We start from the raw sequence: 14,514 nt of genomic DNA, 5'->3' as shown, positions 1-14,514 counted from the left end.
CCATGTCTGTTCCCTCTGCGCCCGGTTCGGGCGACGCCGTCCATGTCATCCGCCTCTACAAGTCGGAAGACAAGATCCACCCGCGTTCGGTGGACGGCTTCTACGCCCGCTGGCGCTGGGCCATCGTCGCGCTGACCCAGCTCGTGTTCTACGGCCTGCCCTGGCTCAACTGGGGCGAGCGGCAGGCCGTGCTCTTCGATCTGGGCTCGCGGCGCTTCTACATCTTCGGCCTGGTGCTGTATCCGCAGGACTTCGTGTACCTCACGGGCCTGCTGATGATCTCGGCTTACGCGCTCTTCCTGTTCACGGCCGTGGCCGGGCGGCTGTGGTGCGGCTATGCCTGCCCGCAGACGGTCTACACCGAGATCTTCATGCGCGTGGAGCGCTGGTTCGAAGGCGACCGCAACGCGCGGCTGCGGCTGGACAAGGCGCCCTGGTCCCTCGACAAGCTCTGGCGCAAGACGGCCAAGCAGTCCGTGTGGATCGCCATCGGCCTGTGGACCGGCTTCACCTTCGTCGGCTATTTCACGCCCATCCACACGCTGGCCGCCGAGGTGGGTAGCCTGGGCCTGGGCCCGTGGGAAACCTTCTGGGTGCTGTTCTACGGCTTCGCCACCTACGGCAACGCCGGCTACATGCGCGAGCAGGTCTGCAAGTACATGTGCCCCTACGCGCGCTTCCAGAGCGCGATGTTCGACCGCGACACGCTGATCGTCAGTTACGACCCCGAGCGCGGCGAGCCGCGCGGCAAGAATGCGCAGCGCGGCAAGAAGGGCGAGGCGCGCAGCGCTGCCGCCCCCGTGGGCGATTGCATCGACTGCAACCTGTGCGTGCAGGTCTGCCCGACCGGCATCGACATCCGCGACGGCCTGCAGTACGAATGCATCGGCTGCGCGGCCTGCATCGACGTCTGCAACGGCGTCATGGACAAGATGGGCACCGAGCGCGGCCTCATCCGCTACGACACCGAGAACGGCTTGGAGCAGCGCCTGACGCGCGCGCAGCGTTGGCAGCATGTGCTGCGCCCGCGCGTGCTGATCTACACCGCCGTGCTGCTCGTCATCTGCACGGCCCTGATGTGGAGCCTGCTGTCGCGGCACAGCTTCCGCGTCGACATCGTGCGCGACCGCGCTTCGATGGCCCGCCTCGTCGAGGACGGCTGGATCGAGAACGTCTACCGCCTGCAGGTCATGAACGCGACCGAGTCGCCCCAGCGCTACCGCATCGAAGCCGAGGGCCTCCCCGGCCTGGCTCTGACCCAGGCCGCCACCGTGGACCTGGGCCCCGCCGAGGCGCGCTGGGTGGCGGTGGCCCTGCGCGTGCCGCCCGAGACGGCGCAACAGCTCAAGGCTGGCGCCCATCCCATGCGCTGGCGCATCAGCCGCTTCAGCCGCATCAGCGATGACACCGGTGGATCGGCCACCGAGACCGTCGTCGAGAAGTCCACTTTCGTGCTGCCGCGCTGACGGCGAGGAGAACCCCATGTCCGCCCTGAATACCCCCTCCGCCTGGCGCGAGCCCATGGTCTGGCTCGTGGTCGGCGGCCCGGCGACGGTCGTCGTCGCCAGCTTCATCACGCTGGCGCTGGCCATCCGCCACCCGGACCCGCCGCTGGACCTGCGCCCCACCGCCCAGGCTGCCGACGACACCGAGCCCGCCGACCTGCGTGCCCGTGCCGGTGATGCGGTACCGGCCCTGGTCGCGCGCAACCATGCCGCCACGGGCACGGCGGGCCTCAAGAGATGAACAGCACAGCCGGCCCCACGCGCATCAGGCGCTTTGCGATGGCCGTGGCCTGGTCGTCCTTCCTTGCGGCCGGCGTGCTGGAGGCCCTGGTGTTCGCCGTTGTCGACCCGGCCGACCTGCGCTGGTTTGGCACTGCGCCCGTGCAGCTGTCGACCCAGGCCATCTACACCCTCAGCTTCCTGATCTTCTGGGCCGTCATCGCCTTGGGCGCCAGCCTGGCGTTGCTGCTCATCAGCCTGCCCGGCGACGAGGTCAAGCCTGGGCGTCATGCGCCGGGCTGGCCTCGCTGAGCCCGGCGCCCGCCACCACGCGTGCGTTGCGGTCATGCGTCCAGTAGGCCCAGGCCCAGTCCACCAGCACGACGAAGCGGTTGCGGAAGCCGATCAGGAAATAGACGTGGGCGAACAGCCAGAACAACCAGGCCGGCAGGCCCGAGAAGCGCAGCGACCCGGCCGGCGTGCCCAGGTCGACGACGGCGCTGTGGCGGCCGATGGTGGCGAGGTTGCCGTAGTCGCGGTAGCGAAAGGCCTGCGTCGCCTCGCCGCGCAGCCGGCGCTGGATGTTGGCGGCGGCGTGCCGGCCCATCTGCTTGGCGCCGGGTGACACGCCGGGCACGGGCTTCGGAGGCTGGCCGGGCGCGTGGCTTTGCGCGGCGGCGAGGTCGCCGATGACCTGGATATTGGCCTGGCCCTTCAAGCTCAGGTCGGGCTCGACGACCACACGGCCGGCGCGGTCCAGCGTGCAGCCGGTTGCGTCGGCCAGCGCACGGCCCAGGGGCGAAGCCGCCACGCCGGCGGCCCAGACGACGCAGCGGCTGTGCAGGCGCTCCGGGCCGGTTGGCGTCGTGATGTCCAGCCCCTGGGCGTCGATGCCGGTCACACGGGCGTTCAGGCGCACGTCCACGCCGAGCGCGCCCAGTTGCTCGCGGGCGCGTTCGCTCAGGCTCTCGGGCATGGCCTGCAGCACTCGCGGGCTGCCCTCCACCAGCAGCACACGTGCCTGTCGTGGGTCGATGCGGCGGAATTCACCGGGCAGGGTGTGGCGGGCGATCTCGGCAAAGGTGCCAGCCAGTTCGACCCCGGTCGGCCCGCCGCCGACGACGACGAACTGCAGCAGGGCGGCGCGCTGGGCGGGATCGTCCTCGCCATTTGCTTCACGTTCGGCAGCCTCGAAGGCCAGCAGCACGCGGCGGCGAATCTCGAAGGCGTCGCTCAGCGTCTTCAGCCCCGGCGCGTGCTCGGCCCAGTCATCGCGGCCGAAATAGCTGTGCGTGGCGCCGGCGGCGACGATGAGGTGGTCCCAGCGCAGCGTGGCACCGTCCTTCAGTGTCGCGGTTCGCGCGGTGGCGTCGATGGCGACGATCTCGCCCATCAGCGTCGTCACATTGCGCTGGCCACGGAAGAGGTGGCGGATGGGCGCCGCAATCGACGGCGCCGACAGGCCCGCCGTGGCCACCTGGTAGAGCAGGGGCTGGAAGAGGTGGTGGTTGGTCTTGTCGACGAGGGTGATGTCGACGTCGGTGGTGCGCAGCGCGCGCGCCGCCTCCAGGCCGCCGAAGCCGCAGCCAATGATCAGGACTTGAGGACGCATGGACAGCCATCCTACGCTCGGTTTGTTGCGCCGCAGCATGGCTGTTTTTCAAATGGCGGCAGGCTGGTTGCATCGTGATGCAAAGCCAGCCGGCGAGGTCCGATCACGTGCCGTTTGCGCACCTAGGATGCGGCGCCCAAGATGTCCTCCGCCACGCTGGCCGCTGCCTCCTCCGCACCCGAACCGACCTGGCAACGCCCGCGCGGCGGTGGCCTGCGCGGGCTGTCCTTCCACCAGTGCCTGCTGGCCGCCTTTTTGCTGATCACGGCGCTGCTGGGCGGCGCGGCGGCCCAGGCCATGTTCGCACTCGAGCATGTCGCCCTGCAGAGCCGCGAAGCCGCGCAGGACGCCGCCAATCTGAGCGCCCAGGTGCAGCGGCTGTCCGAACGCACCGTGGCCATGGAGCGCAGTGCGCGGCAGTTCCTGGTGCTCGACGATGCCAGCCTGCGCGAACGCTTCCAGGCCGCCTGGGCAGACGCCAAGGCCACGCAGGCGGCATTGGCCGGCACGCTGACCGAGCCGGCATCGAAGCAGCTGTTCGCCGACTGGGGCAGGCAGGCCGAAGCGGCCTGGGAGGTGCTGCAGAACCCAGGCCCGACCCGCACTCGCTCCACGGCACTGCGGCGGCTGACACCGGTATTCGCGCGCCTGCACGGCCTCAACGAGACCCTGACCGAGCAGAGCCAGCGCGCCGTGGACCGCCGCAGTGACGCGGTGCTGGCCGAACTGGAGCAGCAGCGGCGCCTCATCAGCGCCCTGGTGCTGGGCGCCATCGCGCTGGCCGTGCTGCTGGCGCTGGGTTTTGGACACTGGCTGCTGCGGCCGCTGGCCCATGTCGAGGCGGCCATCGGCCGGTTGGGCGACAACCGCTTCGACGAGCCCGTGGAGGTGCGCGGCCCGGCCGACCTGCGCCGGCTCGGGCGCCAGCTGGAGTGGCTGCGCCAACGCCTGGCCACGCTGGAGTCGGACAAGACGCGCTTCGTGCGCCACATCTCGCATGAGCTGAAAACGCCGATGGCCTCCATCCGCGAAGGCGCGGCCCTGCTGCGCGAGGGCGTTGCCGGCCCGCTGACGCCGGATCAGACCGAGATCGTGCGCATCCTCGGCGACAACAGCGCCGCCCTGCAGGGCCAGATCGAGGACCTGCTGCGCTACCAGACGCTGGCCTCCAACTCTCAGCAACTGCAGCGCCGCGCGACCGACCTCAAGGCGTTGCTGGCGCGTGTGGTGGATGAACAGCGCCTGCTCTGGCAGACCCGGGGCCTGCAGGTACGCATTGACGCCGCGGCCTGCAACGCCCTTGTCGACGACGCCAAGCTGGCCATCGTGCTGGCCAATCTGCTGGCCAACGCGCTGCGCTTCAGCCCGCCCGGGGGCGTCATCGTGCTGACCCTGGAGCAGGACGACCGCAAGTTTTGCATCGACTGCATCGACGCCGGTCCCGGCGTGGCCGCCGAGGATGCCGAGCGCATCTTCGACCCCTTCTATCAAGGCCGCAACCAGGCGCCCGGTGCGCGCCGCGGCAGTGGCATCGGCTTGTCCATCGTGCGCGAGATCGTGCAGGCCCACGGCGGCAGCTGCCGGCTGCTGGCCAGCGAAGGCGGTGCCCATTTCCGGATCGAGATACCCCATGCGAAGACTGCTTGAGATTGGCTCATTGCTGCTGCTGGCCGCCTGCCAGACGGCCCCGCCAGCGCCCGTGCCGGCTCCGCCGCCCCCTGCGCCTGTCTGCCCGGAGCTGCCCGCGCCACCGCCGCAGGTCGACGATCTGAAGGCGCTGGTCGGCTATGCCGAGGATCTGCGCAAGGCCCTGGCCCTGAGCCAGGGGCGCAGCAGCGCGGACCAGGCCCAGGCTGCGGCGCAGATCGACCTGATCGCCAATGCGACCGACGCGTCGGCCGAACCGATCAAGCCGCTGGCCGCGCTGATGGCCACCCGCCTGGCCGAGCAGCGGCGACTGCAGGACAACATCGACAAGCTCAGCCAGCAACTGCGCGAGAGCCAGCGCCGCAACGAGCAGCTCAACGAGAAGCTCGAGGCCCTCAAGGCCATCGAGCAGACCCTGCCGGGCAAGCCTGGTGCTCCGCGATAAAGGGGCAGCAATGACCACGCAAGCCACCATCCTCCTCGTCGACGATGACGCCGACCTGCTGCGCCTGATGACGATGCGGCTGACCGCTGCCGGCCACGCCGTGCAGGCCGTGGCCAGCGCCGAAGCTGCGCTCGCCCACCTCGCCGTGCGGCTGCCGTCCCTCGTCATCACCGATGTGCGCCTGCCGGGGCTGGACGGCCTGGCCCTGTTCGACGAGGTGCGCGCCCGGCACCCGTCGCTGCCGGTCATCCTGCTGACCGCCCACGGCAACATCCCCGATGCGGTCGAGGCCACGACGCGGGGCGCCCATGCCTATCTGACCAAGCCCTTCGACGGCAAGGGGCTGCTGGACAAGATCAACCAGGCGCTGCGGGTGAACGTGACGGGGCCGGCGCCGCTGGACGGCGATGCTGCGTGGCGCAGCGAGATCATCAGCCGCAGCCCGCGCATGGCCGAGGTGCTGTCCGAGGCGCGGCTGGTGGCGGCGACCGACGCGAGCGTGCTGATCTCGGGCGACAGCGGCACCGGCAAGGAGCTGCTGGCGCGCGCCATCCACCGCGCCAGCCCGCGCGCAGCGAAGCCCTTCATCGCGGTGAACTGCGCCGCCATCCCCGAGGCACTGCTGGAATCCGAGCTGTTCGGCCATGTGAAGGGCGCCTTCACCGGCGCGCAGGCGCAGCGCCAGGGGCTGATCCCCGCGGCGCAGGGCGGCACGGTCTTTCTGGACGAGATCGGCGACATGCCGCTGGCCCTGCAGGTGAAGTTGTTGCGCGTGCTGCAGGAACGCGTCGTGCGGCCGGTAGGCAGCAACGAGGCGGTGGCGGTGGATGTGCGTGTGCTGTCGGCCACCCACCGCGACCTGGAGCTCGCCATGGCCGAGGGCCAGTTCCGCCCCGACCTCTATTACCGGCTCAATGTCGTGCAACTGCGCCTGCCCCCGCTGTCGGAGCGGCGCGAGGACATCGCACTGCTGGCCCAGCACTTCCTGCAGACCTTGGCCGAGCGGCACCGCCGGCCGGTCAAGGGTTTTGCGCCGGATGCGCTGGAGGCGTTGGTGACTGCGCCCTGGCCGGGTAATGCGCGCCAGCTCTACAACGTCGTCGAACAGGTCTGCGTGCTGGCCATGGCGCCGCTGGTGTCGCTGACCCAGGTGCAGCGCGCGCTGCAGACGCCGTCGCTGGAGGTGCTGAGCTACCAGCACGCCAAGCAGCGTTTCGAGCGCGACTACCTCAATCAGTTGCTGAAATTGACCTCGGGCCATGTGGCCGAGGCCGCACGCCTGGCCGACCGCAACCGCACCGAGTTTTATCGCCTGATGCAGAAGCACGGGCTGGATCCGCAGCTCTTTCGCGCTGACCCCCTAGCTGCCGCGTCGGATTCGGGCGACAGAAAACCGTCAGATGAATCAAGCACTTAGGCCGGCATCGCCATGCGGCGTCGCCGCCCGGCGACAAAAAGGCCCGTGCTTGTCGTTGCTGAGGGGCCCCGTCGCGCCGGGTTTTGTCCTAAGTCATTGATCTGCTGAGTAAATCTGAAACTGGCACGGGCCTTGCGCTGAACCTGTTCGTGGTGCCCCCCGGTATCGCTTTCGATTCACGCATCCTCAGGAGATCTGCATGCGACAAACATCCACCTTCGCCCGACTGCTGTCTGCCGCCTTGATGGCTGGTAGTGCCACTGCAACCTTTGCCGCTGACCAAGCACCGGCGACGCCGGCCCCGGCCGAACAGGTTGCTCAGGCGCAAACCGCCGGCGACACGACGATTGCCAGCCAGGCCCAGGCCGTATTGCAGCAGGACAAGGATCTGGCAGTCCTGCCGCTGACCGTGAGCAGCAGCGCTGCTGGCGTGGTCGTGCTCAAGGGCGCGGCACCCAGCGCCGACCTGGCCCAGAAGGCCATCAAGCTGGTTCAGGCCGTGCCCGGCGTGAAGGAAGTGCGCAACGAGATCAAGGTCGGCTGACCGCCGTTTCCTCGATCTCGAGGCCCTGCGCGCCCCCGCAGGGCCTTTTTTCGTCTGGCTTCAGCAGCGGCTGTTGTTCACCAAGACCTGAAGCCCGGCCTGGTCGAGAATGCGCAGCTGGCGCTGCTTGACCTCCAGCAGCCCGTCCTCCTGGAATTTGGAGAAGGTGCGGCTGACGGTTTCCAGTTTCAGGCCGAGGTAGCTGCCGATCTCTTCGCGCGTCATGCGCAGCACGAGGCTGGATGCCGAGAAGCCGCGTGCCTGCAGGCGCTGGGTCAGGTTCAGCAGGAAGGCCGCCAGGCGCTCCTCGGCCCGCATATTGCCGAGCAGCAGCATGACGCCGTGGTCGCGCACGATCTCCCGGCTCATGATCTTGTGAAAGGAGTGCTGCAGCACGCTGAATTCGCGTGACAGCTCCTCCAGCTGGGAATAGTGGATGACGCAGACGGACGAGTCCTCCAGCGCGACGGCGTCGCAGTGGTGGCGGTCGCTGCTGATGCCGTCCAGGCCGAGCAGCTCGCCGGCCATCTGGAAGCCGGTGACCTGGTCGCGGCCATCCTCGCTGCCGACGCGGGTCTTGAAGAAGCCGGTGCGCACGGCGTACAACGCTTCAAAGCTCTCGCCGTTGCGAAACAGATACCCGCCGCGCGGCACGCTGCGTCGCATCGCGACGAGGCCATCCAGGCGGGTCAGGTCGGCGGCCCGCAAGCCCACAGGCAGGCAGAGTTCGCGCAGATTGCAGCTGGCGCAGGCGACCTTGAGCGGCTCGAGGGCGGCGGTGGGGCAGGGGAGACTCATGGGTTGGCATTCTTGGACCGGGCCAGCACTGCGCGCTTGACCTGGATCAAGGCCGGCGAGCCGCGGTATCGGCACAGTTGCCGCATGGCTGCTGTGACCGAAAGACCGCTGGACCCCGACCTCCTTGACGCCAATATCAGGCGCCACGACGTGGCCGGCCCGCGCTACACCTCCTACCCGACGGCCGACCGCTTCGTCGAGGCCTACCAGGCACCCCAGCACCTGCAGGCGCTGTCACAGCGCGGCGCGGCCCAGCCGCTGTCGGTCTATGTGCACATCCCGTTCTGTGAGCAGCTCTGCTACTACTGCGCCTGCAACAAGATCATCACCAAGCACCACGAGCGCGCCCAGCCCTATCTGGCCGCGTTGAACCTGGAGATGGACCTGGTGGCCGAGGCCCTGGGCGGCCACGCGCCCGTTTCGCAACTGCATCTGGGCGGTGGCTCGCCGACCTTTCTGTCGGACCCTGAACTGAGCGTGCTGATGGACGCGCTGCGCCGGCGCTTCAAGCTGCTGCCTGGTGCCGAGCTGTCCATCGAGGTGGACCCGCGCACGGTGGATCTGGCGCGCCTGGCGCACCTGCGCCGGCTCGGGTTCAACCGCCTGTCCTTCGGCGTGCAGGACTTCGACCCGGCCGTGCAGAAGGCCGTGCACCGCGTGCAGCCGCTGGCCTCTGTCGCGGCCCTGATGCGCGGGGCGCGCGAGCTGGGTTTCGCCTCCATCAGCGTCGACCTGATCTATGGCCTGCCGCTGCAGACGCCGGCGTCCTTCGCGCGCACCATCGCCCAGGTCGCCGAGCTCCGGCCCGACCGCATCGCGATGTATGCCTATGCCCACCTGCCGCAGCGCTTCAAGCCGCAGCGCCGCATCGTCGCCGAGTTGCTGCCGCCGGCGGGTGACAAGCTGGCCATGCTGTCAGGCGCGATCAGCGCGCTGCTGGGCGAGGGCTATGCCTACATCGGCATGGACCATTTCGCGCTGCCCGACGACCCGCTGGCCGTGGCCAAGCGCCAGGGCCTGCTGCACCGCAACTTCCAGGGCTATTCGACGCAGCCTGATTGCGATCTCATCGGCCTGGGCGTTTCGGCCATCAGCCGCGTCGGCGCAACGTATGCGCAGAACGCCAAGACCCTGGCCGAGTATGAGGATGCGCTGAACCAGCGCCAGCTGCCCGTGCAGCGCGGCCTGGCATTGACGCGCGACGACCTGTTGCGCCGCGCCGTCATCATGGCGTTGATGTGCCAGGGCCGGCTGGAGTTCGAGTCCATCGCGGCGTCCTATCTCGTCGACGTTGCCACCTACTTCGCGCCGGAGCTGGAGCGCTTGTCCCGGCTGGCCGACCAAGGCCTGGTCGAGCGGCAACCCGACGCTTTGCAGGTCACGCCGCTGGGCTGGTATTTCGTGCGCGCCGTCGCGTCGGTTTTTGATCGCTACCTGCAGGCCGACGCCAGCCGCGAGCGCTTCTCCAAGATCATCTGATGGATGCGGCCCTGGTCCTGTCCGCCACGCTGATGGGGCTGGCAGGCATGCCGCACTGCGCGGCCATGTGCAGTGCGCCTTGCGCCCTCGCCGCGGGGCACCGGCCCGTGCGGCTGCTGGCCGGCCGACTGTTAGGTTATGCCGCCGGGGGTGCGGTGGCGGCAGCGTCCGTCCAGGCGCTCGCACGTGTCTCGCAGAGCGTGACGCTGCTGCAGCCCGCCTGGGCCTTGCTGCAGGCGGCACTGCTGCTGTTCGGCCTGACGCTGTTGGTGCGTGGCCGCGTGCCGGCGTGGCTGGGCGCCATGCGCTGGCGCCCTCAGCCGCGCCATGCCTTCGCTACCGGCATCGCCTGGGTGGCCATGCCCTGTGGGCTGCTGCATGCGGCGCTGCTGCTGGCCGGCTTGTCAGGCTCGCCCTTGAGCGGTGCCGCAGCGATGGCTGGCTTTGCGCTGGCCAGCACACCGGGCCTCGTCATCGCGCCGCTGTGGCGGGCGCGGCTGCTCAAGCAGGGTACGGGTGGTGAGGTGCTGGCGCTGCGCCTGGCCGGGCTCATGCTGGCCGCGGGGGCGGCGTGGGGGCTGGTGCACGGCGTGTGGCAGCGGCTCCTGCTGGCCTGCTGAGCCGGCCATAAACTCGCCGGGTTTCGTTTCCTAGTCTCGTCTCTTGCGCGGAGCCCACACGTCATGTCCCAACACATCAAGGTGCCTGAAGGCGGCCAGAAGATCACCGTCAACGCCGACTTCACGCTGAACGTGCCCGACCAGCCCATCATTCCCTACATCGAAGGCGACGGCACCGGCCTGGACATCACGCCCGTCATGCTCAAGGTGGTGGACGCGGCGGTGGCCAAGGCCTACGGTGGTGCGAAGAAGATCCACTGGATGGAGGTCTACGCCGGCGAGAAGAGCACTCGCGTATACGGCCCCGATGTGTGGCTGCCCGAAGAGACGCTGCAGGCCGTGAAGGAATACGTTGTCTCCATCAAGGGGCCGCTGACCACGCCCGTCGGCGGTGGCATCCGCTCGCTGAACGTCGCCCTGCGCCAGGAGCTGGACCTGTATGTCTGCCTGCGCCCCGTGCAGTATTTCGACGGCGTGCCCAGCCCGGTGAAGGAGCCGCACAAGGTCGACATGGTCATCTTCCGCGAGAACTCGGAGGACATCTACGCCGGCATCGAATACGAGGCCGAGAGCGACAAGGCCAAGAAGCTCATCAAGTTCCTGCAGGACGAAATGGGCGTCAAGAAGATCCGCTTCCCAAACACCTCGGGCATCGGCATCAAGCCTGTCAGCCGGGAGGGCACCGAGCGCCTGGTGCGCAAGGCCATCCAGTACGCCATCGACAACAACAAGCCCAGCGTCACCATCGTGCACAAGGGCAACATCATGAAGTTCACGGAGGGCGGTTTCCGAGATTGGGCCTATGCGCTGGCTCAGAAGGAGTTCGGCGCCCAGCCCATCGATGGCGGCCCGTGGTGCAAGTTCAAGAACCCCAAGACGGGCAAGGACATCACCATCAAGGACAGCATCGCTGACGCCTTCCTGCAGCAGATCATCCTGCGCCCGGCCGAGTACAGCGTCATCGCCACGTTGAACCTGAACGGCGACTACATCTCCGACGCACTGGCCGCGCAGGTGGGCGGCATCGGCATCGCCCCGGGCGCCAACATGAGCGACTCCATCGCGATGTTCGAAGCCACCCATGGCACGGCGCCCAAGTACGCCGGCAAGGACTATGTGAACCCCGGCTCCGAGATCCTGTCGGCCGAAATGATGCTGCGCCACATGGGCTGGATAGCCGCCGCAGACCTCATCATCAGCGCGATGGAAAAGGCCGTCCTGAGCAAGAAGGTGACCTACGACTTCGCGCGCCTGATGGACGGCGCGACGCAGGTGTCGTGCTCCGGGTTCGGGCAGGTGATGATTGACCAGATGGAGTGACACGGTTTCGCCCCGAACGCCTAGACTTTGGGCATGCCGGACTACATCAACACCTACGTTGACGAAGATCAGCTCCTCATCTACGAGGGGGCGGACTTCGACGAGGTGTATCTGGCTGACCGTTCGGGTGAACGCGGTGCGCAGGTGTGGTGTTGGACCCGTCGTGAGACGGACCTCAACAAGGCCAGCTGGCTGCGGCTGATCGTGTCGGTCGATGACAAGGATTCCGCTGCCGCCGTGGAGCGGGTCCGTGGCGCGTTGAAGCCGAATCCTGTGCCGGATCCGTTTCGCAAGCCCGTGCAGCATTGAGTTCGCAATGGTGCAAAAAGAAACCCCGGCGCTCAGGCCGGGGTTTGGGGCGACCCGTGGTGCTTCACGTGTCGCCTGTCAGAAGGCTTTGCAGGAGCAAACGCCTGGTATCAGACTGTAGTAAATATTTTGGTCGTTGGGCTTGCTGTTTCATTGCGGAATACCCGCCAACGTGAAATCGCAACGCGTCATGAGGCGTTGCAAGCAAAACGGGGCACCGATGGCGCCCCGTTTCTTCATTCAGCAGTCGATCAGCTGGCCAGCGATTGCAGCGCCGCATTGAACGTGGCGCTGGGACGCATGACCTTGTCGAGCTTGGCAACGTCCGGCAGGAAATAGCCGCCGATGTCGGTCGGCTTGCCTTGGACGGCCTTCAGTTCCTCGGCGATCTTGGCCTCGTTGGCGGTCAGCGTCTGGGCCAGTGGCTTGAAGCGGGCCGCCAGTTCGGCGTCCTCGGTCTGCTCGGCCAGGGCCTGGGCCCAGTACAGCGTCAGGTAGAAGTGGCTGCCGCGGTTGTCGAGCTCGCCGGTTTTGGGGCTGGGGCCCTTGCCGTTGTCCAGCAACTTGCCGGTGGCGGCGTCCAGGGCCTTGGCCAGCACCTTGGCCTTGGCGTTCTTGGTCTTGATGCCCACGTCTTCCAGGCTGACCGCCAGCGCSAGGAACTCGCCSAGCGAATCCCAGCGCAGGTRGTYYTCCTCSACCAACTGCTGCACGTGCTTGGGCGCMSARCCACCGGCRCCGGTYTCGWACAKGCCSCCRCCRGYCATCARCGGCACGATSGACAGCATCTTGGCSSWGGTGCCCAGYTCCATGATSGGGAASAGGTCGGTCAGGTAGTCGCGCAGGATGTTGCCGGTGGCGCTGATGGTGTCCTGGCCGCGGATGACGCGCTCCAGCGTGTAACGCATCGCGCGCACCTGGCTCATGATCTGGATGTCCAGGCCGGTCGTGTTGTGCTCATGCAGGTACATCTTGACCTTGGTGATGAGCTGCGCCTCGTGGGGGCGGTAGGAGTCCAGCCAGAACACCACCGGCATGCCGGAGTTGCGGGCGCGCGTGACGGCCAGCTTGACCCAGTCGCGGACGGCGGCGTCCTTGCACTGGCACATGCGCCAGATGTCGCCCTGCTCGACGTCCTGGCTCATCAGCACCTCGCCGGTGGCGAGGTCGGTGATGTTGGCCACGCCGTCCTCCGGGATCTCGAAGGTCTTGTCGTGCGAGCCGTATTCCTCGGCCTGCTGAGCCATCAGGCCCACGTTGGGCACCGTGCCCATGGTGCGCGGGTCGAAGGCGCCATGCCATTTGCAGAAGTTGATGATCTCCTGGTAGATGCGGGCAAAGGTCGACTCCGGCATCACGGCCTTGACGTCCTTCAGGCGGCCATCGGCGCCGTACATCTTGCCGCCGCTGCGGATCATCGCGGGCATGGAGGCGTCCACGATGACGTCGTTGGGCGAATGGAAGTTGGTGATGCCCTTGGCCGAGTCCACCATCGCCAGTTCGGGGCGGTGTTCGTGGCAGGCGTGCAGGTCGCGCTTGATCTCGTCCTGCTTGGCGCTGGGCAGCGTGGCGATCTTGGTGTACAGGTCCACCATGCCGTTGTTGACGTTGATGCCCAGTTCGTCGAACAGCTTGGCGTGCTTCTCGAACGCGTCGCGGTAGAAGATGCGCACGCAGTGGCCGAACACGATGGGATGGGACACCTTCATCATGGTGGCCTTGACGTGCAGCGAGAACATCACGCCGGTCTTGCGCGCGTCCTCGATCTCCTTTTCATAGAAGGCCAGCAGGGCCTTCTTGCTCATGTACATCGAGTCGACCACTTCGCGGTCCAGCAGCGAGACCTTGGCCTTGAGCACGATGGCCTTGCCGCTCTTGGTGATGAGCTCCATCTTCACGTCGCGTGCGCGGTCCAGCGTGATCGACTTTTCACCGTGATAGAAGTCGCCGTCGTGCATGTGCGAGACGTGCGAGCGCGAGGCCTGGCTCCAGTCGTCCATGCGGTGCGGGTTCTTGCGGGCGTATTCCTTCACCGCCTTGGGCGCGCGGCGGTCSGAGTTGCCTTCGCGCAGCACCGGGTTCACGGCCGAGCCGATGCACTTGTTGTAGCGCGCGCGGATGTCCTTCTGCTCATCCGTCTCGGGCTTTTCGGGGTAGTCCGGGATCTTGTAGCCCTTGTCCTGCAGYTCCTTGATGGCGGCCTTCAACTGCGACACCGAGGCGCTGATATTGGGCAATTTGATGATGTTGGCTTCCGACTTCAACGTCAGCTTGCCCAGGGCGGCCAGGTTGTCGGGCACGCGCTGCTCTTCGGTCAGCAGTTCCGGGAACTGGCCCAGGATGCGGCTGGCCACCGAGATGTCGCTGCTGACGACGTCGATCCCAGCCGACGCCGCGAAGGCCTTGACGACCGGCAGCAGCGAGGCAGTGGCCAAGCGGGGGGCTTCGTCGGTCAACGTGTAAACAATCTGGGTCTTTTCGGCGGTCATGAGCGTGTTCCGGTAGATGGCAATCCGTGTTGCACACAGCGCCAGGCGGCGGCGCGCAACACGTAACTCTAGCAAGCCGGGCGCGCTTGCTGCGCGAGCCCGGCGACGCC

Annotated in this window: 14 protein-coding genes; 11 read left to right on the top strand and 3 right to left on the bottom strand. The window is 67.6% G+C overall.

Annotated elements, in window-relative coordinates; translation table 11 throughout:
* The first annotated feature begins 2 nt into the window (after positions 1–2).
* Genes ccoG through ACXJKJ_RS26840 form a run of 3 tightly spaced genes read left to right on the top strand, consistent with a single transcriptional unit; the run spans position 3 to position 2,036 of the window.
* Positions 3–1,466, top strand: coding sequence for a cytochrome c oxidase accessory protein CcoG (ccoG, locus tag ACXJKJ_RS26850; RefSeq protein WP_457393863.1), 1,464 nt, complete (start codon positions 3–5; stop codon positions 1,464–1,466).
* A gap of 16 nt (positions 1,467–1,482) precedes the next feature.
* Complete coding sequence (locus tag ACXJKJ_RS26845; RefSeq protein WP_057296442.1) at positions 1,483–1,746, top strand: hypothetical protein; 264 nt, start codon at positions 1,483–1,485, stop codon at positions 1,744–1,746.
* Positions 1,743–2,036, top strand: coding sequence for a hypothetical protein (locus tag ACXJKJ_RS26840; protein WP_457393860.1), 294 nt, complete (start codon positions 1,743–1,745; stop codon positions 2,034–2,036). Before ACXJKJ_RS26845 ends, ACXJKJ_RS26840 begins: the two co-directional genes overlap by 4 nt.
* Here the strand turns inward: ACXJKJ_RS26840 and ACXJKJ_RS26835 are convergent.
* Positions 1,999–3,336 carry an NAD(P)/FAD-dependent oxidoreductase gene (locus ACXJKJ_RS26835; protein WP_457393856.1) on the bottom strand — a complete coding sequence of 446 codons (1,338 nt, stop codon included), beginning with the start codon at positions 3,334–3,336 and terminating at the stop codon, positions 1,999–2,001. The genes ACXJKJ_RS26840 and ACXJKJ_RS26835 overlap by 38 nt on opposite strands.
* Positions 3,337–3,477: 141 nt before the next feature.
* On the opposite strand from ACXJKJ_RS26835, the gene ACXJKJ_RS26830 reads away from it, so the two are divergent.
* The 4 genes from ACXJKJ_RS26830 to ACXJKJ_RS26815 all read left to right on the top strand — a co-directional run bounded on the left by ACXJKJ_RS26830 (position 3,478) and on the right by ACXJKJ_RS26815 (position 7,389).
* Positions 3,478–4,983 carry a sensor histidine kinase gene (locus ACXJKJ_RS26830; protein ID WP_457393853.1) on the top strand — a complete coding sequence of 502 codons (1,506 nt, stop codon included), beginning with the start codon at positions 3,478–3,480 and terminating at the stop codon, positions 4,981–4,983.
* Complete coding sequence (locus ACXJKJ_RS26825; RefSeq protein ID WP_457393850.1) at positions 4,967–5,428, top strand: hypothetical protein; 462 nt, start codon at positions 4,967–4,969, stop codon at positions 5,426–5,428. Before ACXJKJ_RS26830 ends, ACXJKJ_RS26825 begins: the two co-directional genes overlap by 17 nt.
* 10 nt (positions 5,429–5,438) lie before the next feature.
* The gene (locus ACXJKJ_RS26820) at positions 5,439–6,845 is read left to right on the top strand and encodes a sigma 54-interacting transcriptional regulator (RefSeq protein WP_056197770.1); all 1,407 of its coding nucleotides are present in this window, start codon (positions 5,439–5,441) and stop codon (positions 6,843–6,845) included.
* Between the two features lie 199 nt (positions 6,846–7,044).
* On the top strand, positions 7,045–7,389 hold the full coding sequence (locus ACXJKJ_RS26815) for a BON domain-containing protein (RefSeq protein WP_457393847.1): 345 nt from the start codon (positions 7,045–7,047) through the stop codon (positions 7,387–7,389).
* Positions 7,390–7,449: 60 nt separating this feature from the next.
* Here the strand turns inward: ACXJKJ_RS26815 and ACXJKJ_RS26810 are convergent, their stop codons facing one another.
* Positions 7,450–8,187, bottom strand: coding sequence for a helix-turn-helix domain-containing protein (locus ACXJKJ_RS26810; protein WP_056197767.1), 738 nt, complete (start codon positions 8,185–8,187; stop codon positions 7,450–7,452).
* Positions 8,188–8,271: 84 nt separating this feature from the next.
* Between ACXJKJ_RS26810 and hemN the strand changes: the two genes are divergently transcribed.
* The 4 genes from hemN (at position 8,272) to ACXJKJ_RS26790 (ending at position 11,915) form a co-directional block, all read left to right on the top strand.
* On the top strand, positions 8,272–9,666 hold the full coding sequence (gene hemN / locus ACXJKJ_RS26805; RefSeq protein ID WP_457393844.1) for an oxygen-independent coproporphyrinogen III oxidase: 1,395 nt from the start codon (positions 8,272–8,274) through the stop codon (positions 9,664–9,666).
* Entirely contained in the window at positions 9,666–10,286 is a 621-nt protein-coding gene (locus ACXJKJ_RS26800; RefSeq protein WP_457393841.1) for an urease accessory protein UreH domain-containing protein, read from the top strand. The genes hemN and ACXJKJ_RS26800 overlap by 1 nt, the downstream gene beginning before the upstream one ends.
* 63 nt (positions 10,287–10,349) lie before the next feature.
* Positions 10,350–11,606 (top strand): NADP-dependent isocitrate dehydrogenase, encoded by a 1,257-nt coding sequence (gene icd / locus ACXJKJ_RS26795; protein ID WP_056197764.1) that lies wholly within the window; start codon positions 10,350–10,352, stop codon positions 11,604–11,606.
* 33 nt (positions 11,607–11,639) lie between these two features.
* Entirely contained in the window at positions 11,640–11,915 is a 276-nt protein-coding gene (locus ACXJKJ_RS26790) for a hypothetical protein (protein ID WP_457355292.1), read from the top strand.
* A gap of 251 nt (positions 11,916–12,166) precedes the next feature.
* On the opposite strand, the gene ACXJKJ_RS26785 is transcribed toward ACXJKJ_RS26790, so the two are convergent.
* On the bottom strand, positions 12,167–14,404 hold the full coding sequence (locus ACXJKJ_RS26785; protein WP_457393838.1) for an NADP-dependent isocitrate dehydrogenase: 2,238 nt from the start codon (positions 14,402–14,404) through the stop codon (positions 12,167–12,169).
* Positions 14,405–14,514: the final 110 nt, after the last annotated feature.

The organism is Roseateles sp. P5_E1 (assembly GCF_054049335.1).
Note: the sequence above shows the minus strand (reverse complement) of the source record. Positions and strands in the feature narration are given on the sequence as shown.